The following is a 16,806-nucleotide window of genomic DNA, read 5'->3' as shown; positions in this document are numbered from 1 at the left end:
CAGGCTTTTTCAAATCTTGGCCTATTACACTTTGGTACGGTTCACCAGGAACAGCATACACAGTGCAGAAATGATGATACATGGGATTGCGGCTGTAATTACCCCTGCGGCACCAAAACCTGCCACCAGGAGCTGACCTGCGATGACTGGGCCTAGCATGGCACCAATACGACCGACTGCAGAAGCAACACCGACACCGGTACCGCGCACTTCTGTTGGATACACGATACTACCGAAGGCATAAAGTACACCCTGACAGCCAATTACGAAGGCACCTGCCAATGCTGCTGCCATATACATCTGGTTCAGTGAGCTTGCACCATTTAGTGCCAATAGACCTGCAAGAATACCGCCGTACATCAACAGGATCACATACGCTTTTTTCCAGCGATCGGTCAGCATACCCAGGATAATTGTACCAATCGTCGCCGTGACCATGAAGTAGAACTGTGCGGTTGAACCATCCTTACGGCTAAAGCCAAGTTCCATAAACAATGAGGGTAACCAGCTCAACATGATGTAAACCACCATCAGCGTAAAGAAGTAGCTGATCCAGATGCACATGGTACGTAACAGGTTGTCCGAATTAAACAGGTCCTTAAATGAACCTTGTGGTGCAACGGCAAGTTCTGCTGCAGTTTTGTTCTGTGTTTTCAGATATTCCTTCGATTCAGGCAAAAATAGCATCATCAATGGAATTGCAAAAATCGGTAACAAGCCGCCCAGATAGAAAACATTTTTCCAGTTGGCACCAAATTCAGTCGCAGCAATTAAAGATAAAATCGCAGCACCCACAGGCATACCGCAATACATCAAGCCGACTGCACGACCACGATTTTGCGGCGATACCGCTTCAGAAGCGAGTGTGATGAGAATCGGCATCGCACCGCCCAGACCTGCTCCGGCCAGAAAACGTACTGCCAGCAGACTGTTAAAGCTATTGACCCAGACTGTACATAAAGTGAATATGGCAAATGTTGCTGTCGACCAGATCAACACTTTCTTACGGCCGATACGGTCTGCAAATCGACCGCCGATCAGTGCACCGGGTAATAAACCCAGAATCCCTGCACTAAAAAACACACCCAACTGGGAACTATCGAGACCGAAGTGCTCACGCACACCGGCTGCAGCAATACCAGCAGCCTGAATATCCAAGCCTTCAATCACCGCTATCAGAAAACAGATCGCGACCGTGACGATAGCATGCTTATTGTCTGATTTTTCCATTGGATTATCCTTGTTCAATCAGCGTTACAAAAGAAAGACCATCATCTATGAGCCTGAGCGCAGAAATAACTATCAATAAGTTGAACGTTTTACTTGGATATCCCCACAGCAGCTGAAGCAGCTCCATCTAACAGACCTTGCGATAAAGTCGCAAAAGCAATTAATCAAAAAGTTTTAAAATTCAAAATTTATACTTTAAGACTTATACATCAAGTTAAAAAACCAACCGATTAGAAAAATATCATGCAATTCATTGATATTAAAAAAAGATTAATCGATTCAATTTTTTAATCTGTTTACATCAGCTTAGCCCCCAGACAAAGATGTTTTACATATAGGTTCATTCAATAAAAATATTAATTTAGCAGCTAAAAACAACGAAATTCACGACTTGGCCGAGATTTTTACTCAAATCGAGCTAATTTTGCAGACAAAATTCAACAATATCTCGCTGAGCCGGGACTTAAGTCGCAGTTTGACCGCGGTATTTCGCCGGATAAATCATCTAATTTATTACTTGATTGTTTTCAAAAGGCTTTGTATAAAGAATTGAGTGGCTTTGACTAAAGCATATTGTTCTTATGCGTTTGATCAGTCATAATTTGCATAAGCAATCTTCAATTCAGCGCAAGTCCATTGAATTTGCTATAAATCAAAATACAAATCCATCCCAATTTATGTTTTCTCATTCCTTTCGGATGGACAAATAGGATAGTTTTTTAAAATGACTCAGCAAGCACAGACCATTCAAGGTTCCATAGTCGCAATCGTCACCCCTATGTTTGAAGATGGCAACGTAGATTGGAAGGGTCTCGAGAAGCTGGTTGAATGGCATATTGCAGAGGGCACCAACAGTATTGTTGCCGTTGGAACGACAGGCGAAGCCTCGACCCTGAGCATGAGTGAACACACCCAGGTGATCAAAGAAATCATTCGTGTGGCCAACAAACGTATTCCTATTATTGCCGGCACAGGCGCAAACTCGACCCGTGAAGCCATCCAACTTACCCGTGAAGCCAAAGAACTCGGCGCCGATGCTGCTCTTCTGGTGACGCCTTATTATAACAAACCGACCCAGGAAGGCCTGTACCAGCATTATAAAGCTGTGGCTGAAGCGGTCGATCTTCCGCAGATTCTGTATAATGTCCCTGGCCGTACCGGTGTCGACATGCTGAATGAAACCGTGATTCGTCTGGCCGATATTCCACAAATCGTCGGGATTAAAGATGCGACTGGCGATGTACCGCGTGGTGCTGAACTCTTGCAAGGTCTGAAAGACAAAGACATGGTGGTCTACTCAGGTGATGATGCAACGGCATATCAGCTGATGAGTCATGGCGCCAAAGGCAATATCTCGGTCACAGCGAATGTGGCTCCGAAAGCCATGAGTGAAGTGTGTGCCGCTGCCATTACAGGTAATGCTACAGACGCTGAACAGTTAAATGCTCAGGTTGCAAATTTACACAATATTTTATTTTGCGAATCAAACCCAATTCCTGTGAAATGGGCACTCCATGACATGGGCTTAATTGGTACTGGCATTCGCCTTCCATTAACACCACTTGCAGAACAATATCGCGCTCCGCTTCATGAAGCACTGGTCGAAGCGGGCGTTATTAAATAAAAGAGCACAAGATTATGCAATTACGTTTAGGACTTAGCCTTACACTTTCAGTATTCAGTTTGGCAGGTTGTAGTTCAATGGCCTTTAATAACGGCACTTTAGACTATAAAGAAACTACAACTCTGGACGCTTTACAATATCCTGAAGGCGCCATGGTACGTCCTGCAACGCCATTGTATCCTGCTCCAACAGTCGATCCGCTTGCAATTGAAAATGCACCGAAGCTTGAAAACCAGCGTGGCAACCGTTTTGCCTTGCCACGCCCTCAGGCCCAGACTGAAAACACCGCTCAAGCTGAGCTGACTGAAAGCAATGCTGTTGGTAAACCACAGTTGGTCACAGACGGAAATCTTAATCCGCTGCTTAAAATTGACGGAAATTCTGCTACAATTTGGCAATATACGCTTGCCACCCTCAGCAGCCTGAATCATAGCATCGTTGCGCAGAATAAAAACCGTTACGAAGTCACGATTCGGGTCGACCAGCAAACCTATCTATTAAGATTATCTTCTGTCGGTTCAAGTAATAACCTCGCTGTGTTCAATGCCGATAACAGTTTTGCCGACCGTGAAAAAGCCGCAGAACTGCTCAACCAGATTTACCAAAATTGGCCAGCCTAGACATTTCTAGGCATTTTTTTTTGTAAAAGGTTCCCTCATGTTAAAACAAACCTTGCTCTATACTGGTAAAGCGAAATCTGTCTACACCACAGACAGTTCAGACCATCTGATTTTAGTCTTTCGAGATGATGCCTCTGCATTCAATGGCGAAAAAATCGAGCAACTAGATCGTAAAGGCAAGGTGAACAACCGTTTTAACGCCTTCATCATGGAAAAGCTGGCAGAAGCGGGTATTGAAACTCACTTTGAAAAACTGCTGACTCCAAATGAAGTGCTGGTGAAAAAACTGGATATGATCCCGGTTGAATGTGTGATTCGTAACTATGCAGCAGGTTCTTTATGCCGCCGTTTAGGTGTTGAAGAAGGTAAAGAACTGACTCCATCTACATTCGAATTGTTCTTTAAAGACGATGCGCTTGGCGATCCAATGGTCAATGAATCGCAAGCGATTGCTTTAGGTTGGGCGACTGCTGAGCAACTGGAAAAAATGAAAGAATTGACTTACCAAGTCAATGATGTGCTAAAAGCATTGTTTGATGCCGGTAACATGATTCTGGTCGACTTCAAACTTGAATTCGGTGTATTCCATGACCGTATCGTTTTGGGTGATGAATTCTCTCCAGACGGTTGCCGTCTATGGGACAAAGACACCAAGAAAAAACTGGACAAAGATCGTTTCCGTCAAGGTTTAGGCGGTGTGGTTGAAGCCTATGAAGAAGTTGCGGGCCGTTTAGGTATTAACCTCGACAATATCTAATGGCATAGTCCATTGCTTCAAAAAAACCGAGCTCAACAGCTCGGTTTTTTTATCCCTGATTTTTTGTGGCTGGGCCAGATTGACCTTTTAAGCTTTAATCGAAAAAACAAATATTACAGATGAAAATGATCGTTTTTACATTGGAAAGCCTATGGCTTAATATCATCACATACCAGGCAAATCAGTGAGCTGATTGATTTAACTCAAGGTTTGCCGACCAGATTGATCGCCTACCCTCTAGGATGTTCTCTCCCTTGAAAAAACATCCTAATTTATGCCCAATTCGCCTTGAATTGGGCTTTTTTTGCCTGAGTTTAATCTATTTGTGTACTGATATTATTGCTGCTGTTGCTGTTGCTGTTGTTGCCAACGGCGTTGCTGTAAGCGCTCTCCTTCAACTTCACGTTTATTGCGTGCCGACTCATACAGTTTGGTATCTTTCAGTTCTGGCGGCATATAGTCTTGCAGCACAAAATGCTCAGGATAATGATGCGGATACAGATAATCCACCCCGTAGCCCTGTTCTTTCATCAGCTTGGTCGGTGCATTTCTCAAATGCAAAGGCACCGGCAAATTCGAGGTTTTATCTGCAAGCTCCATCGCCTTGTTAATTGCCAGATAGGTGCTGTTACTTTTGGCACTGGTGGCTAAATACACCGCACATTGTCCTAAAATAATCCGGCATTCCGGCATGCCGACGGCCTGCACCGAACGGAAACATTCACCCGCCAGCAATAAGGCATTCGGATTGGAATTACCGATATCTTCAGAAGCTGCAATCAGCATACGGCGGGCAATAAATACCGGATCTTCACCGCCTTTGAGCATGCGTGCCATCCAGTACAGCGCTGCATCGGGATCACTGCCGCGAATTGATTTTATAAAAGCCGAGACCAGATCATAATGCTGTTCACCGGACTTGTCATAACGGGCAATATTTTGTTGTGCCACTTTCACCACCCCTGCATTGGTGATGATATTTTCCATATCCGGTTCAAAAGTACTGGCAATCAGATCAAGTAAATTCAATGCTTTACGGGCATCACCTGCTGCGAACTGCACCAAGGCATCAAATTCTTCAATCAGGATATGTCGTTCCTGCAAAAAACGGTCATTTTGCAAGGCTTGTGTGAGCAGAGTCTGAATCGATTCCGCACTCAACGCATTCAGGCTATACACCTGACAACGTGACAATAAGGCACTATTCACTTCAAAAGACGGGTTTTCGGTAGTGGCACCAATTAAGGTAATTTTCCCTTTTTCGACTGCATTTAACAGTGCATCCTGCTGGGATTTATTAAAGCGGTGAATTTCATCAATAAAGACCACTGGCGTCAGCAGATCACCACCATCGGCAATCACTTCACGCAGCTCTTTCACTCCGGTATTCAGGGCAGACAGACTGATAAAAGGCCGATCTACCGCTTGTGCCAACAGTAAGGCAATGGTGGTTTTTCCAACGCCGGGTGGTCCCCAGAAAATAATCGACGGTAGATGACCCTGATCAATCATCTGGCGTAAGGGCGCCTGTTCCCCCAGCAAATGTTCCTGCCCGATAATCTCTGCAAGGTCACGTGGTCTTAAGCGTTCTGGAAGCGGGATATGACTATCTGACATGTTATTATTGGCTCAAACTAAATTCTGATCTCATTCTAACACCAGCAGTTTTGATTCCAAGATTGCAAACATAAAGCATAAAAAATTAATTTATGTAGAAATCCTCTATTTTTTTAATTCTGAATGAATTAATCTTCATAAAAGCAAGTAATTTGAACATGATTAATTGTGAATTAATTACAGTGTAATTTTCATATTGTTTATTCTAATTAAAAGAAACTTATGTCGCCCTTTGGGTATTTTTTGGGTTGTATTGGTGAATGCATGAAGCATGATAAATTTGAACAGGGAGCTGTGAGCCAGTCGGAACCTCTGCTGGCAACATCACTGAGTTCAACCCCTGTTCATCTGTCTGAATTAATTCAGCTTCAAAAACTGATTGATGCCTTACCCCAACCTCTCTGGGTCAGTAGCAAAACACATCTGCACTATTTTAACGCCGCCATGACTGATTATCTTGGTGTGAACCTGAATGAACCGGACAATATGCCATGGCAGAGTTTCATTCATACCGAGGACTTACAGCTGTTTTCGAAGCTGTGGCATGCGGCACTGGATCAGCATCAGAATTTTGAAACCCAGTGCCGGATTAAACGCAGCGATACTCATTATCGCATGTGTACGCTGGCGGTAAAATTCCATCATGCACCTGAACATCTGTTGCAGTGGGCGGTTTCACTGACCGATGTACATGATTATTTTGAAATCCAGCAACAACTGTCTCAAATCGTTTCAACCCAGGAAAATATGCTGGATGCCAGCGCAGACTGCATCCATATTATCAGTCCTGAAGGTCAAATTCGGCATAGTAACCAGTGCTGTGGCCTGATTGCGGAAACCGAAACCGTAACACAGGCTCAGGACAGTTCATTGTCCTGGTTGAACTGTTTAGCACCTGAAGCCCGAAAATCCGGACAACGCGCACTGAAACAGGCAGCCCTAGGCTTAAATAGCCGTTTTTCTAGTAAAACTCAGAGCAAAGACCAGCCGATCCAATATTGGGATCATCTGCTGACCCCAATTCTGGATCAGCACAATATTACCCAAAGCATCCTCTGTGTCTCACGCAATATCAGTCAGCAAAAAATTGCAGAAACCCGCTTAAAAGAAGCCATTAAACGAGATGAACTGACTGGTCTGTATAATCGCAGTACCTTCTATAAAACCTTTAAACAGGTGCTATTGAAAGCGCAACAACAGCAGACCAAGGCGGGTCTACTGCTGATTGATCTGGATTATTTCCGGCACATCAATGACACCCTAGGTCATATTGCTGGCGATCATCTACTCCATGTTCTGGGTCAGCGTTTCCAGGCCTGTTTCGGCCCGAATACCATTGTGGCCCGTTTGGGTGGAGATGAATTTGCAGTTCTGGTGAAAAATCTGGAAAGTGAAGAACAGCTGCTGGCCACGGCACAACTGGCCTATAGCCAGCTGGATCAACCGATCAATTATATTGGCGACAGTATCAGCAGTGCTATGAGTATTGGCTGTGCCATCTATCCACGTGATGCCCTGAACACCTCGAATCTGTTGAAGTGTGCCGACATTGCCTTAAATGATCTGAAAAATAGTGGTCGTGGCGGCATCCGCATGTTTAATCAGGACATGTGTGGTTCGCTGGAAAATATGACCAAGCAGCTGACTTTGGCCCGCAAGATTATTCTGGCCGATCAGATCATTCCCTACTATCAACCCAAAGTCCGTCTGTCTGATGGTGTGGTGATTGGTTTTGAAGCACTGTTACGCTGGCAAGATCAGGATCAGCAGGTGCAACTGCCTTCCGAGATTTTTGGTGCCTTTCAGGACTATGAGCTGGCCTCACGTATCAGTGAAACCATGCAACTGAAAGTCTTTGCCGATATGAGTCGCTGGCAGGCCCAAGGACTGGATCTGTTGCCGATTTCAATCAATGCCGCACCGGTTGAATTTTTGCGCGATGACTATGCTGAAAAAATGTTGGCCCGCCTGTCCAATTTTGATATTCCTGCGCATAAGGTGGAACTGGAAATTACCGAACAGAGTCTGTCCGAGCATGGTGCCAATTATGTGATCCGGGCCCTGAACCTACTGAAACAGGCCGGAATCCAGATCTCACTGGATGATTTCGGCACCGGACATTCTTCACTAACCCGTTTACAAGACTATCCGGTGGATTGCATCAAAATTGACCGCAACTTCGTCGAGCGTATGAACAGTGACCCGTCCGCCTTGGCGATTGTCAAAGCCATTACCCAGATTGGTTCCAGTATTGCTTTGGATGTTCTGGTCGAAGGCATCGAAAATACCGAACAACTCGATACCCTGATCCATTGTGACTGTCAGATTGGACAAGGCTTTTATTTCTATCGTCCGATGGCCGGTGCTTCGGCTCAGGCCCTACTGCATCCGGTAGCTCAGAAACGCTAAGGCAGACAGGTTTAACGCACCCAACGCACGATATAGTCTTCGATGTCGTCTTCAGGAATGTCGGCTTCACTCAGGCAGCGCCCTGCTGCCGACTTGCGTGCCTGAATCACACTTTCCCGTGAACCGCTGATCAGATAATGCCAGGATGGCAGGCTTTTGCCCTGCTCGACCCGGCGATAAGCACAGCTTGAAGGCAACCAGTGAATCGTTTCCAATTTTTCTGGCGTGAGCTGAATACAGTCTGGCACATAGTGCAAACGCTCTGGATAATTGGAGCAACGCGCAGTCGTACAATCCAGCAGTTTGCAGGCCACTTTGGTATAAGCGACTTCCTGGGTATCTTCATCTTCCAGTTTAATCAGACAACAGAGTCCGCAACCATCACACAAGGCTTCCCACTCGGCTTGCGTGAGTTCGGCAAGGCCATAGTTTTTCCAAAATTCGGGACGTAAAGTATCGGTCATGATCAGGTCGGCGCACTCAAAAATCAGCTGATTATAGCAGCCCAAACCGCGCAGACCTACCGCTCAAATTCTTATTACCATCACGTAAACTATTGTTAAATCATAGACAGTTCGTCAACAAAACACTAACAGTCGCTGGAATCGTTTATTTCTATACTAAATTTGAAAATAAAAACACATGGAGAATATATATGTTTCGCTGGGCTATTATTTTTGCTGTTATTGCATTAATTGCGAGTCTACTTGGTTTCGGTGGAGTAGCAGGCTTATCTAAGGATTTTGCAATTATCTTGTTAGTAATTGCGGTGATTCTTGCGATCGTTGGATTTCTTTCCCGCGGTAAGGTCTAGATTCAGTTTAGATTGAGTCGAAGCAAGTATGATCCTTCGAAAAAAACAAGAGCCTTCTGGCTCTTGTTTTTTTATGGCTTTATTAAGTGAATATCAAGTTCAATATTCACTTAAGGTTTTAAATGACGCGGTCTAAAACCTGCCGCCAGCAAGGCCGCCAGATAGGCCACCACACCAATGACACACAAGATGAGTACTTCTGCGACACGCATCCATTGCGACACATCGGCATTGTACCAACTTAAGGCATAAGCCAAAGCTGCGATCATCACCACATTGGCAAACATGAATTGCAGGAAGATTTTTTTCCAGTGCGGGCCGAAGCGGAAAATATGACGCTTATGCAGATAATAATAAAGCAGGCCGGCATTCACCATGGCTGAACCGGTCGATGCCAGCGCCAGTGCCATATGTTCTGCTTCCCAGTCAATCAGCTTGAAGATACCGATAAAAATCACGTTCAGGATTGCATTGGCAGCCACAGCCATCAGACCGACACGCACCGGTGTTTTGGTATCCTGCTGTGCATAGAAACCCGGGGCAAAGACTTTAATCAACATAAAGGCAATCACACCACCGCTCATACATTGCAGCGCCAGAGCCGTCATTTGGGTATCGTCAAAGCTGAACTGACCACGTTCAAACAGGGCCTGAATGATCGGGGTCGACAGCATAAACAAGGCAATACTGGCCGGTAAACCTGCCATTACAATCACTTTAGCAGCCCAGTCCATCATGCCGCGGAATTTTTCCGGATTCTGCTCGGTATGTCGTGCCGATAAAGATGGCAAAATGACAGTACCAATCGCTACACCAATCAGGCCAAGCGGCAACTCGGTCATGCGCTCGGCACTATACAGCCAGGACACCGAACCATCCTGCATAAATGAAGCCCAGATGGTATTCAGCAGCAGGTTAATCTGCGTGACGGATACACCAAATAAAGCCGGCAGCATCAACTTCATGATGCGATCCACGCCTTCATGCTTGAAGTCAATTTTAGGTGGAATCAGCAGGTTTTTACGCCACAGTTCAGGAATCTGAATCGCCAGCTGTAAAATACCGGCAATGATCACTGCCCAGCCCAGTGCCATAATCGGCTCTGCCATATGCGGAGTCAGCCAGAGCGCGCCAGCAATCATGGCGACATTGAGCAAGACCGGTGCAAAGGCCGGTGTACTAAAAGAACCATAACTGTTCAGAATACTGCTGGCAAAAGCCGTCAGTGACATGAACAGTAAATAAGGAATGGTCAGGCGGAACATGTCAGTCGCCAAGGCGAATTTTTCAGGATCGCTATGGAAACCGGGCGCATAGATATACATGATCAACGGCGCAGCAATCACTGCGAACATGGTCAGCAGACTCATTACCGTTGCCAGACAGCCAAAGACCCGGCTAATCAGAATCTGCACTTCGGCATGGGTACGACTGGTTTTGTATTCGGTCAAAACCGGAATAAAGGCCTGTGAGAATGCCCCTTCGGCAAATAATCGCCTGAAAAAGTTTGGAATACGAAATGCAACCACGAAGGTATCGAAGTCCTTACCCGCACCAAAGACATTCAGTAAAACAATATCTCGAACCAATCCCAGTACACGTGACAACATGGTCATCGCACTGACAATGACGGTCGAACGCCAAAGCGCCATCCTATTCACCTAATGTATAAATTTGTGGCTATTGTAATGAAACCTCTGTCAGAAGTTCATTGCTTAATTGCATCCCTCAAGCGAGGTTGAGGTATTTTTATAATGCTGTAACTGGCAACGAAAATCAGCCCAGTTAAAATACGGTCCCGGATCGGTCTTACGGCCCGGGGCAATATCCGAATGTCCGGCAATATGCTGCTGAATTTTAGGATAATAATCTTGCAAACAGGCAGTGACTTTGATCAAGGCTGCATACTGTACCGGTTCAAAAGGCAAGTCGTCACTGCCTTCCAGCTCGATGCCAATCGAATAATCATTACATTCTTTTTTACCCAAATAGGTCGAACGTCCAGCATGCCAGGCACGGTCATTAAAATTGACGAATTGCAGTACCTCACCAGAACGTAAAATCAGCAGATGGGTCGAAACCTGCATCCCTTCAATGCTTTGAAAATAGGGATGGACTGACCAATCAAGTTGATTCTGAAAAAACTGTTCAATATAACCGCCGCCAAACTGTGAGGGTGGCAGACTGATGTTATGCACCACAATGAGCTGAATCTCGGTATTGTCCGGACGCTGGTTAAAATTGGGAGAGGGAATGTGACGTGCGCCCATCAGTTGTCCATTCTTAACCTGAAACTCGGCTGCCTGTTGCATAAAACCATTCTCTCCAAAAATAAAATCTGCACGATCAGGGTTGCAGCCGGCTTCATGCTAAAACTTTCAGGCACAAATCTCAATTCATCCCGGCAGACTGTAGGAAAAATCGCTCATTTTTTATGTAACAGTGCTAAGATAATGCGCAATTTTCACGGCTTAAAAGATACGGAAATACTCATGCGCATATCTCAAGCGTTGCTAGACCAGTCGATTCAGATCAATATCCAACAGGCACTTTCAGAAGATATTGGTGACGGTGATATTACTGCCCTGCTGACCCCTGAAGATGAACAGGCCACTGCCACGATCATCAGCCGTGAAGATATGGTACTGGCCGGGCAACCTTGGGTGAATGCCTTGATTCAGGCCTATGATCCAAGTGTTGAAGTGATCTGGCTAAAAAATGAGGGTGATCAGGTTCAAGCCAATGAAACTTTCCTGAAACTGGCCGGTTCTGCACGCAGTTTATTGACTGTGGAACGTCCTGCGCTGAATTTTGTCCAGACACTGTCTGCGGTTGCGACCAAAACAGCGCATTATGTCAAACAATTGGATGGCTTAAATACCAAGCTGCTGGATACCCGTAAAACCCTTCCTGGCCTGCGTATTGCACAAAAATATGCCGTTGCCATTGGTGGTGGGCAGAATCATCGTCTGGGTTTATTCGATGCCTTTTTGATTAAAGAAAATCATATTATGGCCGCTGGCGGAATTGTTCAGGCGATTGCCAAGGCACACCAGATTGCGCCGGGCAAACCGGTCGAAGTGGAAGTGGAAACCTGGGATGAACTCAATCAGGCCTTAGAGGCCAATGCGGATATCGTGATGCTGGATAATTTCAGCCAGCAGCAAATGATTGAGGCAGTACAGCATGTGGCCGGACGTTGCAAACTGGAAGCATCTGGCAATATCACCATTGATAATTTACGTGAAGTTGCCAGTAGCGGTGTTGATTATATTTCGATGGGTGTCTTGACCAAAGATGTCAAAGCTGTGGATTTATCGATGCGATTTAATGCTGAAGCCTAAATTCGATAAATGACCATTGAGGGTGCGAAGCACCCTTTTTTTATTTTTGGAATTTTTTTTTGCATATATTTTGTTCAATTCTCTATTTTAAGTCTTAATCATCATCGTCGTCCCGATTACCTCGACGATCGCGGTCATCATCGTCACCATCACGGTCGTTATATCTTCCGTTATCCTCCTCACGATCCTGATTTAACACTGAACGCTCGTCATCCTCCCGCTGATTGCCCCAGTCACAGGCGCTTAGTCCAAACATGCCCAGCAAAGACATTGCACAAATCCACTGTTTCATCTCGCATTCCTCATGGTGATATCGTTTGAATATCGGGGTAAAATAGCTCTGGATCTAGCCGATTCATGTCGGAATTTTGTCAGGAAGTTTTGTGCTGCATTTTCAATGGAGCTGTATTCTGAAATTTCCGGCATAAAAAAACGCATCCTGAGATGCGTTTTATATTTGGCAGGAATGAATTACCAGCCCAAAGCTTGTTGCTGTTTTTTTACCAGCTCCTGAATGCCTTTCTCGGCCATTTCCAGCATGGCATCCGATTGGGCACGGGTAAATGGTTTGTCTTCCGCAGTGCCCTGAATTTCAATAAATTCACCGGCCTGTGTCATCACCACGTTCAAATCGGTTTGACAGTTCGAATCTTCTTCATAGCAAAGATCCAGTAATACTTCATCTTTGAAAATACCAACAGAAACCGCAGCCACCAGACCTTTTAATGGATCATGTTTGATTTTCTTTCTTTCCAGCAAAACATTCATGGCATCGACCAGCGCCACCGCAGCACCGGTAATCGCTGCAGTACGGGTACCGCCATCAGCCTGAATCACATCACAGTCAATGGTAATGGTATTTTCACCCAGCTTTTTCAGGTCAACCATTGAGCGCAAGCTACGACCGATCAGACGCTGGATTTCCTGGGTACGGCCACTCTGTTTGCCACGTGCCGCTTCACGGTCACTACGGGTATGGGTTGAACGTGGCAACATGCCATATTCAGCCGTCACCCAGCCCTGGCCCTGACCTTTCAGGAAACGTGGAACAGAACTCTCTACACTGGCAGTGCACAGTACTTTGGTATGACCAAACTCAACCAATACCGAGCCTTCCGCATAACGTGTATAGTTACGGGTAATTTTCACTTCACGTAATTGATCTAATGCTCGTTGGTCGATACGCATGATAAGTCCTGTATAGGCTAAAAATAATTGCGGCTCAGTATAACAGAAGCCTTTGCCAAGATTGGTCAGCCGGATGATTGATTTACAAAATCGATGCATCAGAGTGCGGTTAAATGTCGAAATTCTGCCGACCTGTGGCGCTACGATTTGCCTTAATTTTTGCTAGACTAAATCTCCCCTTGAGGAAACTCTATTTATGTCCTTACGTGAAGATCGCAAGCAGCAAAGCCATCAGGCGCTACTGGATGCCACACTGGCCTTGAGCAGTCAGGGTCGCGCTTTTAGCACCATCAGTCTGCGTGAAGTCGCGCATGCCGTTGGATTGGTGCCCACGGCATTTTATCGGCATTTTCAGGATATGGAGCAGTTGGGACTGGAGCTGCTGGATCAGGTCGCGATTCATCTCAAGGGAGTGCTGAATCAACTGGGACAGGCCTATCTGTATCAGCCCAATACCCGGACTAAAACCGGAATTGAGCTATTTTTTCAGGCAGTCGAATATCACCCTGAACCCTGGATTTTTTTTGTTGCAGAACGCTGGGGGGGCTCGGCAGTGTTACGTGCCGGAATAGAACGGGAAATTCGTTTTTTGACTGAAGATGTCATGCATGAACTGGAAAAAATGCAAGCCGCCCAGCATATCCAGTCCTCACAAGATTTGCAGGCACTGGCACAGATGCTGATTGATCTGTCGCTGAACTGGGCCATGGGCTGGATTCATCTGCAACATCAGGCTGATCCAGAGCTACGCCGCACCCAATCCAATGTCTTTAAAACCCAAAGCGTGCTACAGATGCAGCTTTTATTGCGAGGGATTTTGCACTGGCATCGAATTCCGACAAAAACAGCAGATCCGTCAATCAATACAGAAACAAGTACTCCCCCCATCTGAATAAAAAAACCTGCATTATTGATGCAGGTTTTTTACGGATACTCGGTTATTTCTTATTTGGCTTTACGCTCTTTTTCAATCAGGTAATTCACCACCTGAATTACTTTGGCATCATTGCCCTGCACAATATATTTACCATTGACAGTCACCGCCGGTACGCCGCTTAACTGATATTGAGCAGCCAGATTTTTGGCCTGCGCAATTTTTGACGAAATCGGGAATGATTTATAAGTCGTGTTAAATTTTGCTTCAGAAATACCATAACGGGTATAGAACTTGGCCAGTTGTGCCTGTTCTAAAATTGGACGCTGCTTGTCATGAATATCATGGAATAACTGCAAATGGGCTTTTTGGCGCACACCCAAAGCTTCAGACACATAATAAGCACGTGCCGCTTGTTCCCAGAGTGGATTCATCGCAGCAGGTGTACGTACAAAACGAACATCTTTAGGTAATTTTTTCAACCAGCCCTGCATATGTGGTTCCAGCATGAAACAGTGACCACAGCCATACCAGAAGAATTCACGTACTTCAATTTTGCCCGGTTTTTCGACTTTGACTGGTTGTGCGACCACCTGATAGTCCTGACCTGCCACAAAATTGGCCATAGCACTGCCGGAAAAGGCCAAAACAGATGCGGCAACAGCGCCTAAAAGGAATTTTTTCATTGGGATTATCGTCCTCTAAATCATTATGCTTAGTGTATGGGTTCACTATAAATCAATTATGCCGATTTCGTTTTCATTCTGTGAACTTTTTTGCTGCTTTTATCGCTTTTTCTGCCAGAAACGCTACACTAAAGCAGAGGACTGATTTTCAAGGTTTTAAGTCAGTCACTCTGGCCATTCGGCCCCTATGTATTTTTAGATAATCACGACTGATTGAGGTGACACCGATGTCGCAATTGAATGTTGATCCACAAGAAATTGCCAAGTTTGAAGCATTTGCAGCTATATGGTGGGATCAGCATTCCGAGTTCCGCCCCTTGCACATGATTAATCCACTACGTTTAAACTGGATTGATGAACATGCCGGTGGCCTGAGCGGCAAGAAAATCCTGGATGTCGGCTGTGGTGGCGGCATTCTGGCCGAAAGTATGGCGCGCCGTGGTGCCGATGTACTTGGCATTGATATGGGTGCTGCCCCGCTGAATGTGGCGCGGATTCATGCCGAACAGGAAGGTGTCAGCAATATCGAATACCGTCAGGTGCCAGTCGAGCAACTGGCAGAGGAACAGGCTGGCCAATACGACATTGTGACCTGCATGGAAATGCTGGAACATGTGCCAGATCCGGCCTCGATTATTCAGGCCTGTCACAAGCTGGTCAAGCCAGGTGGCCATGTGTTCTTCTCGACCATTAACCGTAATCCGAAATCGTATTTATTTGCCATTATTGGTGCAGAATATGTGCTGCGGATGCTGGCCAAAGGCACCCATGATTACAGCAAATTTATCAAGCCGTCCGAGCTGGCGCACGATATTCGCAATGCCGGCTTAAAACTCAAAGACATGACCGGTCTGCACTACAATCCGCTCACCAAACGCTACTGGCTGGCACCAAATGTCGATGTCAACTATATGGTCTATACAGTCAAAGAAAGCCAGAACGAGACCAGCGCATGAAAGCCGTTTTATTTGACCTCGATGGCACCCTGATTGATACCGCGGCCGATTTTATCCGGATTATCCAGCAGATGTGCCGTGAAGAAGGCCGCGCGCTGGTCGAACCCGAACTGATCCGGACTCAGGTCTCCGAAGGCGCACGCGCCATGGTGAAACTGGTCTATCCGGAAATGCAGCTGGAAGATCCGGTATTTCTGCAACATCGTCAGCGCTTTCTGGACAGGTACGGCGCAGATATTGCAGTCGATACCGATCTGTTTGACGGCATGTATCCTTTACTGGAACAACTGGAAGCACAGGATATTCCCTGGGGTATCGTCACCAATAAACCACGCTGGCTCAGTGAGGCTTTACTGAAAGCACTGAATTTAAGTGAACGCTGTGCCGTGCTGGTCTGTCCGGAAGATGTCACCCGAACCAAGCCTGATCCTGAACCGATGTATCTGGCTGCCAAGCAACTGAATCTTGCGGCTGAAGACTGTATTTATATCGGCGATCATCCGCGCGATATTGATGCGGGGCGTCATGCCAAGATGCCGACCATTCTGGCTGCTTACGGTTATTTGCCGTTGCAATACAAAGACGATTTAAACGCCTGGCAAGCCGACTATATAGTGGATACTGTTGCAGAATTACATCAGCTGATTCAGACCTTGCTACTCAAACAGCCGACTGCGGTATCTTAAA

17 protein-coding genes are annotated in these 16,806 nt (G+C 45.8%); 9 read left to right on the top strand and 8 right to left on the bottom strand.

Annotated elements, in window-relative coordinates:
• Positions 1 to 24: 24 nt before the first annotated feature.
• A complete protein-coding gene (mhpT, locus tag LOZ91_RS05325; RefSeq protein ID WP_005173339.1) occupies positions 25 to 1,230 on the bottom strand; it encodes a 3-(3-hydroxy-phenyl)propionate transporter MhpT in 1,206 nt (401 codons plus the stop codon).
• A gap of 724 nt (positions 1,231 to 1,954) precedes the next feature.
• On the opposite strand from mhpT, the gene dapA reads away from it, so the two are divergent.
• Genes dapA through purC form a run of 3 tightly spaced genes read left to right on the top strand, consistent with a single transcriptional unit; the run spans position 1,955 to position 4,231 of the window.
• Positions 1,955 to 2,854, top strand: a complete 900-nt coding sequence (gene dapA, locus LOZ91_RS05320) for a 4-hydroxy-tetrahydrodipicolinate synthase (protein WP_180050748.1) — start codon at positions 1,955 to 1,957, stop codon at positions 2,852 to 2,854.
• A gap of 14 nt (positions 2,855 to 2,868) precedes the next feature.
• On the top strand, positions 2,869 to 3,474 hold the full coding sequence (locus tag LOZ91_RS05315; protein ID WP_180050745.1) for a lipoprotein-34 precursor (NlpB): 606 nt from the start codon (positions 2,869 to 2,871) through the stop codon (positions 3,472 to 3,474).
• A 37-nt stretch (positions 3,475 to 3,511) separates the two neighbouring features.
• Complete coding sequence (purC, locus tag LOZ91_RS05310) at positions 3,512 to 4,231, top strand: phosphoribosylaminoimidazolesuccinocarboxamide synthase (RefSeq protein ID WP_005173343.1); 720 nt, start codon at positions 3,512 to 3,514, stop codon at positions 4,229 to 4,231.
• A 336-nt stretch (positions 4,232 to 4,567) separates the two neighbouring features.
• Here purC and LOZ91_RS05305 read toward each other — a convergent pair whose 3' ends face one another.
• Positions 4,568 to 5,848 (bottom strand): replication-associated recombination protein A, encoded by a 1,281-nt coding sequence (locus tag LOZ91_RS05305; protein ID WP_180186340.1) that lies wholly within the window; start codon positions 5,846 to 5,848, stop codon positions 4,568 to 4,570.
• Between the two features lie 264 nt (positions 5,849 to 6,112).
• On the opposite strand from LOZ91_RS05305, the gene LOZ91_RS05300 reads away from it, so the two are divergent.
• Positions 6,113 to 8,257: an EAL domain-containing protein gene (locus LOZ91_RS05300; RefSeq protein ID WP_244782763.1), complete on the top strand. Its 2,145-nt coding sequence runs from the start codon at positions 6,113 to 6,115 to the stop codon at positions 8,255 to 8,257.
• 11 nt (positions 8,258 to 8,268) lie between these two features.
• On the opposite strand, the gene LOZ91_RS05295 is transcribed toward LOZ91_RS05300, so the two are convergent.
• Positions 8,269 to 8,724, bottom strand: a complete 456-nt coding sequence (locus LOZ91_RS05295; RefSeq protein WP_171063370.1) for a YcgN family cysteine cluster protein — start codon at positions 8,722 to 8,724, stop codon at positions 8,269 to 8,271.
• 188 nt (positions 8,725 to 8,912) lie between these two features.
• Between LOZ91_RS05295 and LOZ91_RS05290 the strand changes: the two genes are divergently transcribed.
• Entirely contained in the window at positions 8,913 to 9,071 is a 159-nt protein-coding gene (locus LOZ91_RS05290) for a DUF1328 domain-containing protein (RefSeq protein WP_004647174.1), read from the top strand.
• A 110-nt stretch (positions 9,072 to 9,181) separates the two neighbouring features.
• On the opposite strand, the gene murJ is transcribed toward LOZ91_RS05290, so the two are convergent.
• Both murJ and ampD read right to left on the bottom strand, forming a co-directional pair.
• On the bottom strand, positions 9,182 to 10,732 hold the full coding sequence (gene murJ / locus LOZ91_RS05285) for a murein biosynthesis integral membrane protein MurJ (RefSeq protein ID WP_244782762.1): 1,551 nt from the start codon (positions 10,730 to 10,732) through the stop codon (positions 9,182 to 9,184).
• Between the two features lie 54 nt (positions 10,733 to 10,786).
• The gene (gene ampD, locus LOZ91_RS05280; protein ID WP_005173355.1) at positions 10,787 to 11,383 is read right to left on the bottom strand and encodes a 1,6-anhydro-N-acetylmuramyl-L-alanine amidase AmpD; all 597 of its coding nucleotides are present in this window, start codon (positions 11,381 to 11,383) and stop codon (positions 10,787 to 10,789) included.
• Positions 11,384 to 11,563: 180 nt separating this feature from the next.
• On the opposite strand from ampD, the gene nadC reads away from it, so the two are divergent.
• Positions 11,564 to 12,415 carry a carboxylating nicotinate-nucleotide diphosphorylase gene (nadC, locus tag LOZ91_RS05275; RefSeq protein ID WP_100534555.1) on the top strand — a complete coding sequence of 284 codons (852 nt, stop codon included), beginning with the start codon at positions 11,564 to 11,566 and terminating at the stop codon, positions 12,413 to 12,415.
• A 94-nt stretch (positions 12,416 to 12,509) separates the two neighbouring features.
• Here the strand turns inward: nadC and LOZ91_RS05270 are convergent, their stop codons facing one another.
• Positions 12,510 to 12,671, bottom strand: a complete 162-nt coding sequence (locus LOZ91_RS05270; protein ID WP_155756436.1) for a hypothetical protein — start codon at positions 12,669 to 12,671, stop codon at positions 12,510 to 12,512.
• A gap of 215 nt (positions 12,672 to 12,886) precedes the next feature.
• Complete coding sequence (gene rph / locus LOZ91_RS05265; protein WP_005173362.1) at positions 12,887 to 13,603, bottom strand: ribonuclease PH; 717 nt, start codon at positions 13,601 to 13,603, stop codon at positions 12,887 to 12,889.
• 196 nt (positions 13,604 to 13,799) lie between these two features.
• On the opposite strand from rph, the gene LOZ91_RS05260 reads away from it, so the two are divergent.
• Entirely contained in the window at positions 13,800 to 14,495 is a 696-nt protein-coding gene (locus LOZ91_RS05260) for a TetR family transcriptional regulator (protein WP_100357012.1), read from the top strand.
• A 53-nt stretch (positions 14,496 to 14,548) separates the two neighbouring features.
• Here LOZ91_RS05260 and LOZ91_RS05255 read toward each other — a convergent pair whose 3' ends face one another.
• Positions 14,549 to 15,163 carry a thiol:disulfide interchange protein DsbA/DsbL gene (locus tag LOZ91_RS05255; protein ID WP_005173368.1) on the bottom strand — a complete coding sequence of 205 codons (615 nt, stop codon included), beginning with the start codon at positions 15,161 to 15,163 and terminating at the stop codon, positions 14,549 to 14,551.
• A gap of 227 nt (positions 15,164 to 15,390) precedes the next feature.
• Between LOZ91_RS05255 and ubiG the strand changes: the two genes are divergently transcribed.
• Both ubiG and LOZ91_RS05245 read left to right on the top strand, forming a co-directional pair.
• Complete coding sequence (ubiG, locus tag LOZ91_RS05250) at positions 15,391 to 16,119, top strand: bifunctional 2-polyprenyl-6-hydroxyphenol methylase/3-demethylubiquinol 3-O-methyltransferase UbiG (protein WP_100357013.1); 729 nt, start codon at positions 15,391 to 15,393, stop codon at positions 16,117 to 16,119.
• Complete coding sequence (locus LOZ91_RS05245; protein ID WP_244782761.1) at positions 16,116 to 16,805, top strand: HAD-IA family hydrolase; 690 nt, start codon at positions 16,116 to 16,118, stop codon at positions 16,803 to 16,805. The genes ubiG and LOZ91_RS05245 overlap by 4 nt, the downstream gene beginning before the upstream one ends.
• Position 16,806: the final 1 nt, after the last annotated feature.

This window comes from Acinetobacter sp. F-1 (assembly GCF_022869025.1).
Taxonomy (GTDB): domain Bacteria; phylum Pseudomonadota; class Gammaproteobacteria; order Pseudomonadales; family Moraxellaceae; genus Acinetobacter; species Acinetobacter pseudolwoffii.
This window is presented reverse-complemented; position numbering and strand designations above follow the sequence as displayed.

Coding starts and splice junctions, on each gene's coding strand:
- LOZ91_RS05290 (WP_004647174.1), top strand. CDS start 8,913: ATGTTTCGCTGGGCTATTATTTTTGCTGTTATTGCATTAATTGCGAGT.
- dapA (WP_180050748.1), top strand. CDS start 1,955: ATGACTCAGCAAGCACAGACCATTCAAGGTTCCATAGTCGCAATCGTC.
- LOZ91_RS05300 (WP_244782763.1), top strand. CDS start 6,113: ATGAAGCATGATAAATTTGAACAGGGAGCTGTGAGCCAGTCGGAACCT.
- LOZ91_RS05260 (WP_100357012.1), top strand. CDS start 13,800: ATGTCCTTACGTGAAGATCGCAAGCAGCAAAGCCATCAGGCGCTACTG.
- LOZ91_RS05270 (WP_155756436.1), bottom strand. CDS start 12,671: ATGTTTGGACTAAGCGCCTGTGACTGGGGCAATCAGCGGGAGGATGAC.
- LOZ91_RS05305 (WP_180186340.1), bottom strand. CDS start 5,848: ATGTCAGATAGTCATATCCCGCTTCCAGAACGCTTAAGACCACGTGAC.
- purC (WP_005173343.1), top strand. CDS start 3,512: ATGTTAAAACAAACCTTGCTCTATACTGGTAAAGCGAAATCTGTCTAC.
- ampD (WP_005173355.1), bottom strand. CDS start 11,383: ATGCAACAGGCAGCCGAGTTTCAGGTTAAGAATGGACAACTGATGGGC.
- ubiG (WP_100357013.1), top strand. CDS start 15,391: ATGTCGCAATTGAATGTTGATCCACAAGAAATTGCCAAGTTTGAAGCA.
- LOZ91_RS05255 (WP_005173368.1), bottom strand. CDS start 15,163: ATGAAAAAATTCCTTTTAGGCGCTGTTGCCGCATCTGTTTTGGCCTTT.
- rph (WP_005173362.1), bottom strand. CDS start 13,603: ATGCGTATCGACCAACGAGCATTAGATCAATTACGTGAAGTGAAAATT.
- mhpT (WP_005173339.1), bottom strand. CDS start 1,230: ATGGAAAAATCAGACAATAAGCATGCTATCGTCACGGTCGCGATCTGT.
- LOZ91_RS05315 (WP_180050745.1), top strand. CDS start 2,869: ATGCAATTACGTTTAGGACTTAGCCTTACACTTTCAGTATTCAGTTTG.
- LOZ91_RS05245 (WP_244782761.1), top strand. CDS start 16,116: ATGAAAGCCGTTTTATTTGACCTCGATGGCACCCTGATTGATACCGCG.
- nadC (WP_100534555.1), top strand. CDS start 11,564: ATGCGCATATCTCAAGCGTTGCTAGACCAGTCGATTCAGATCAATATC.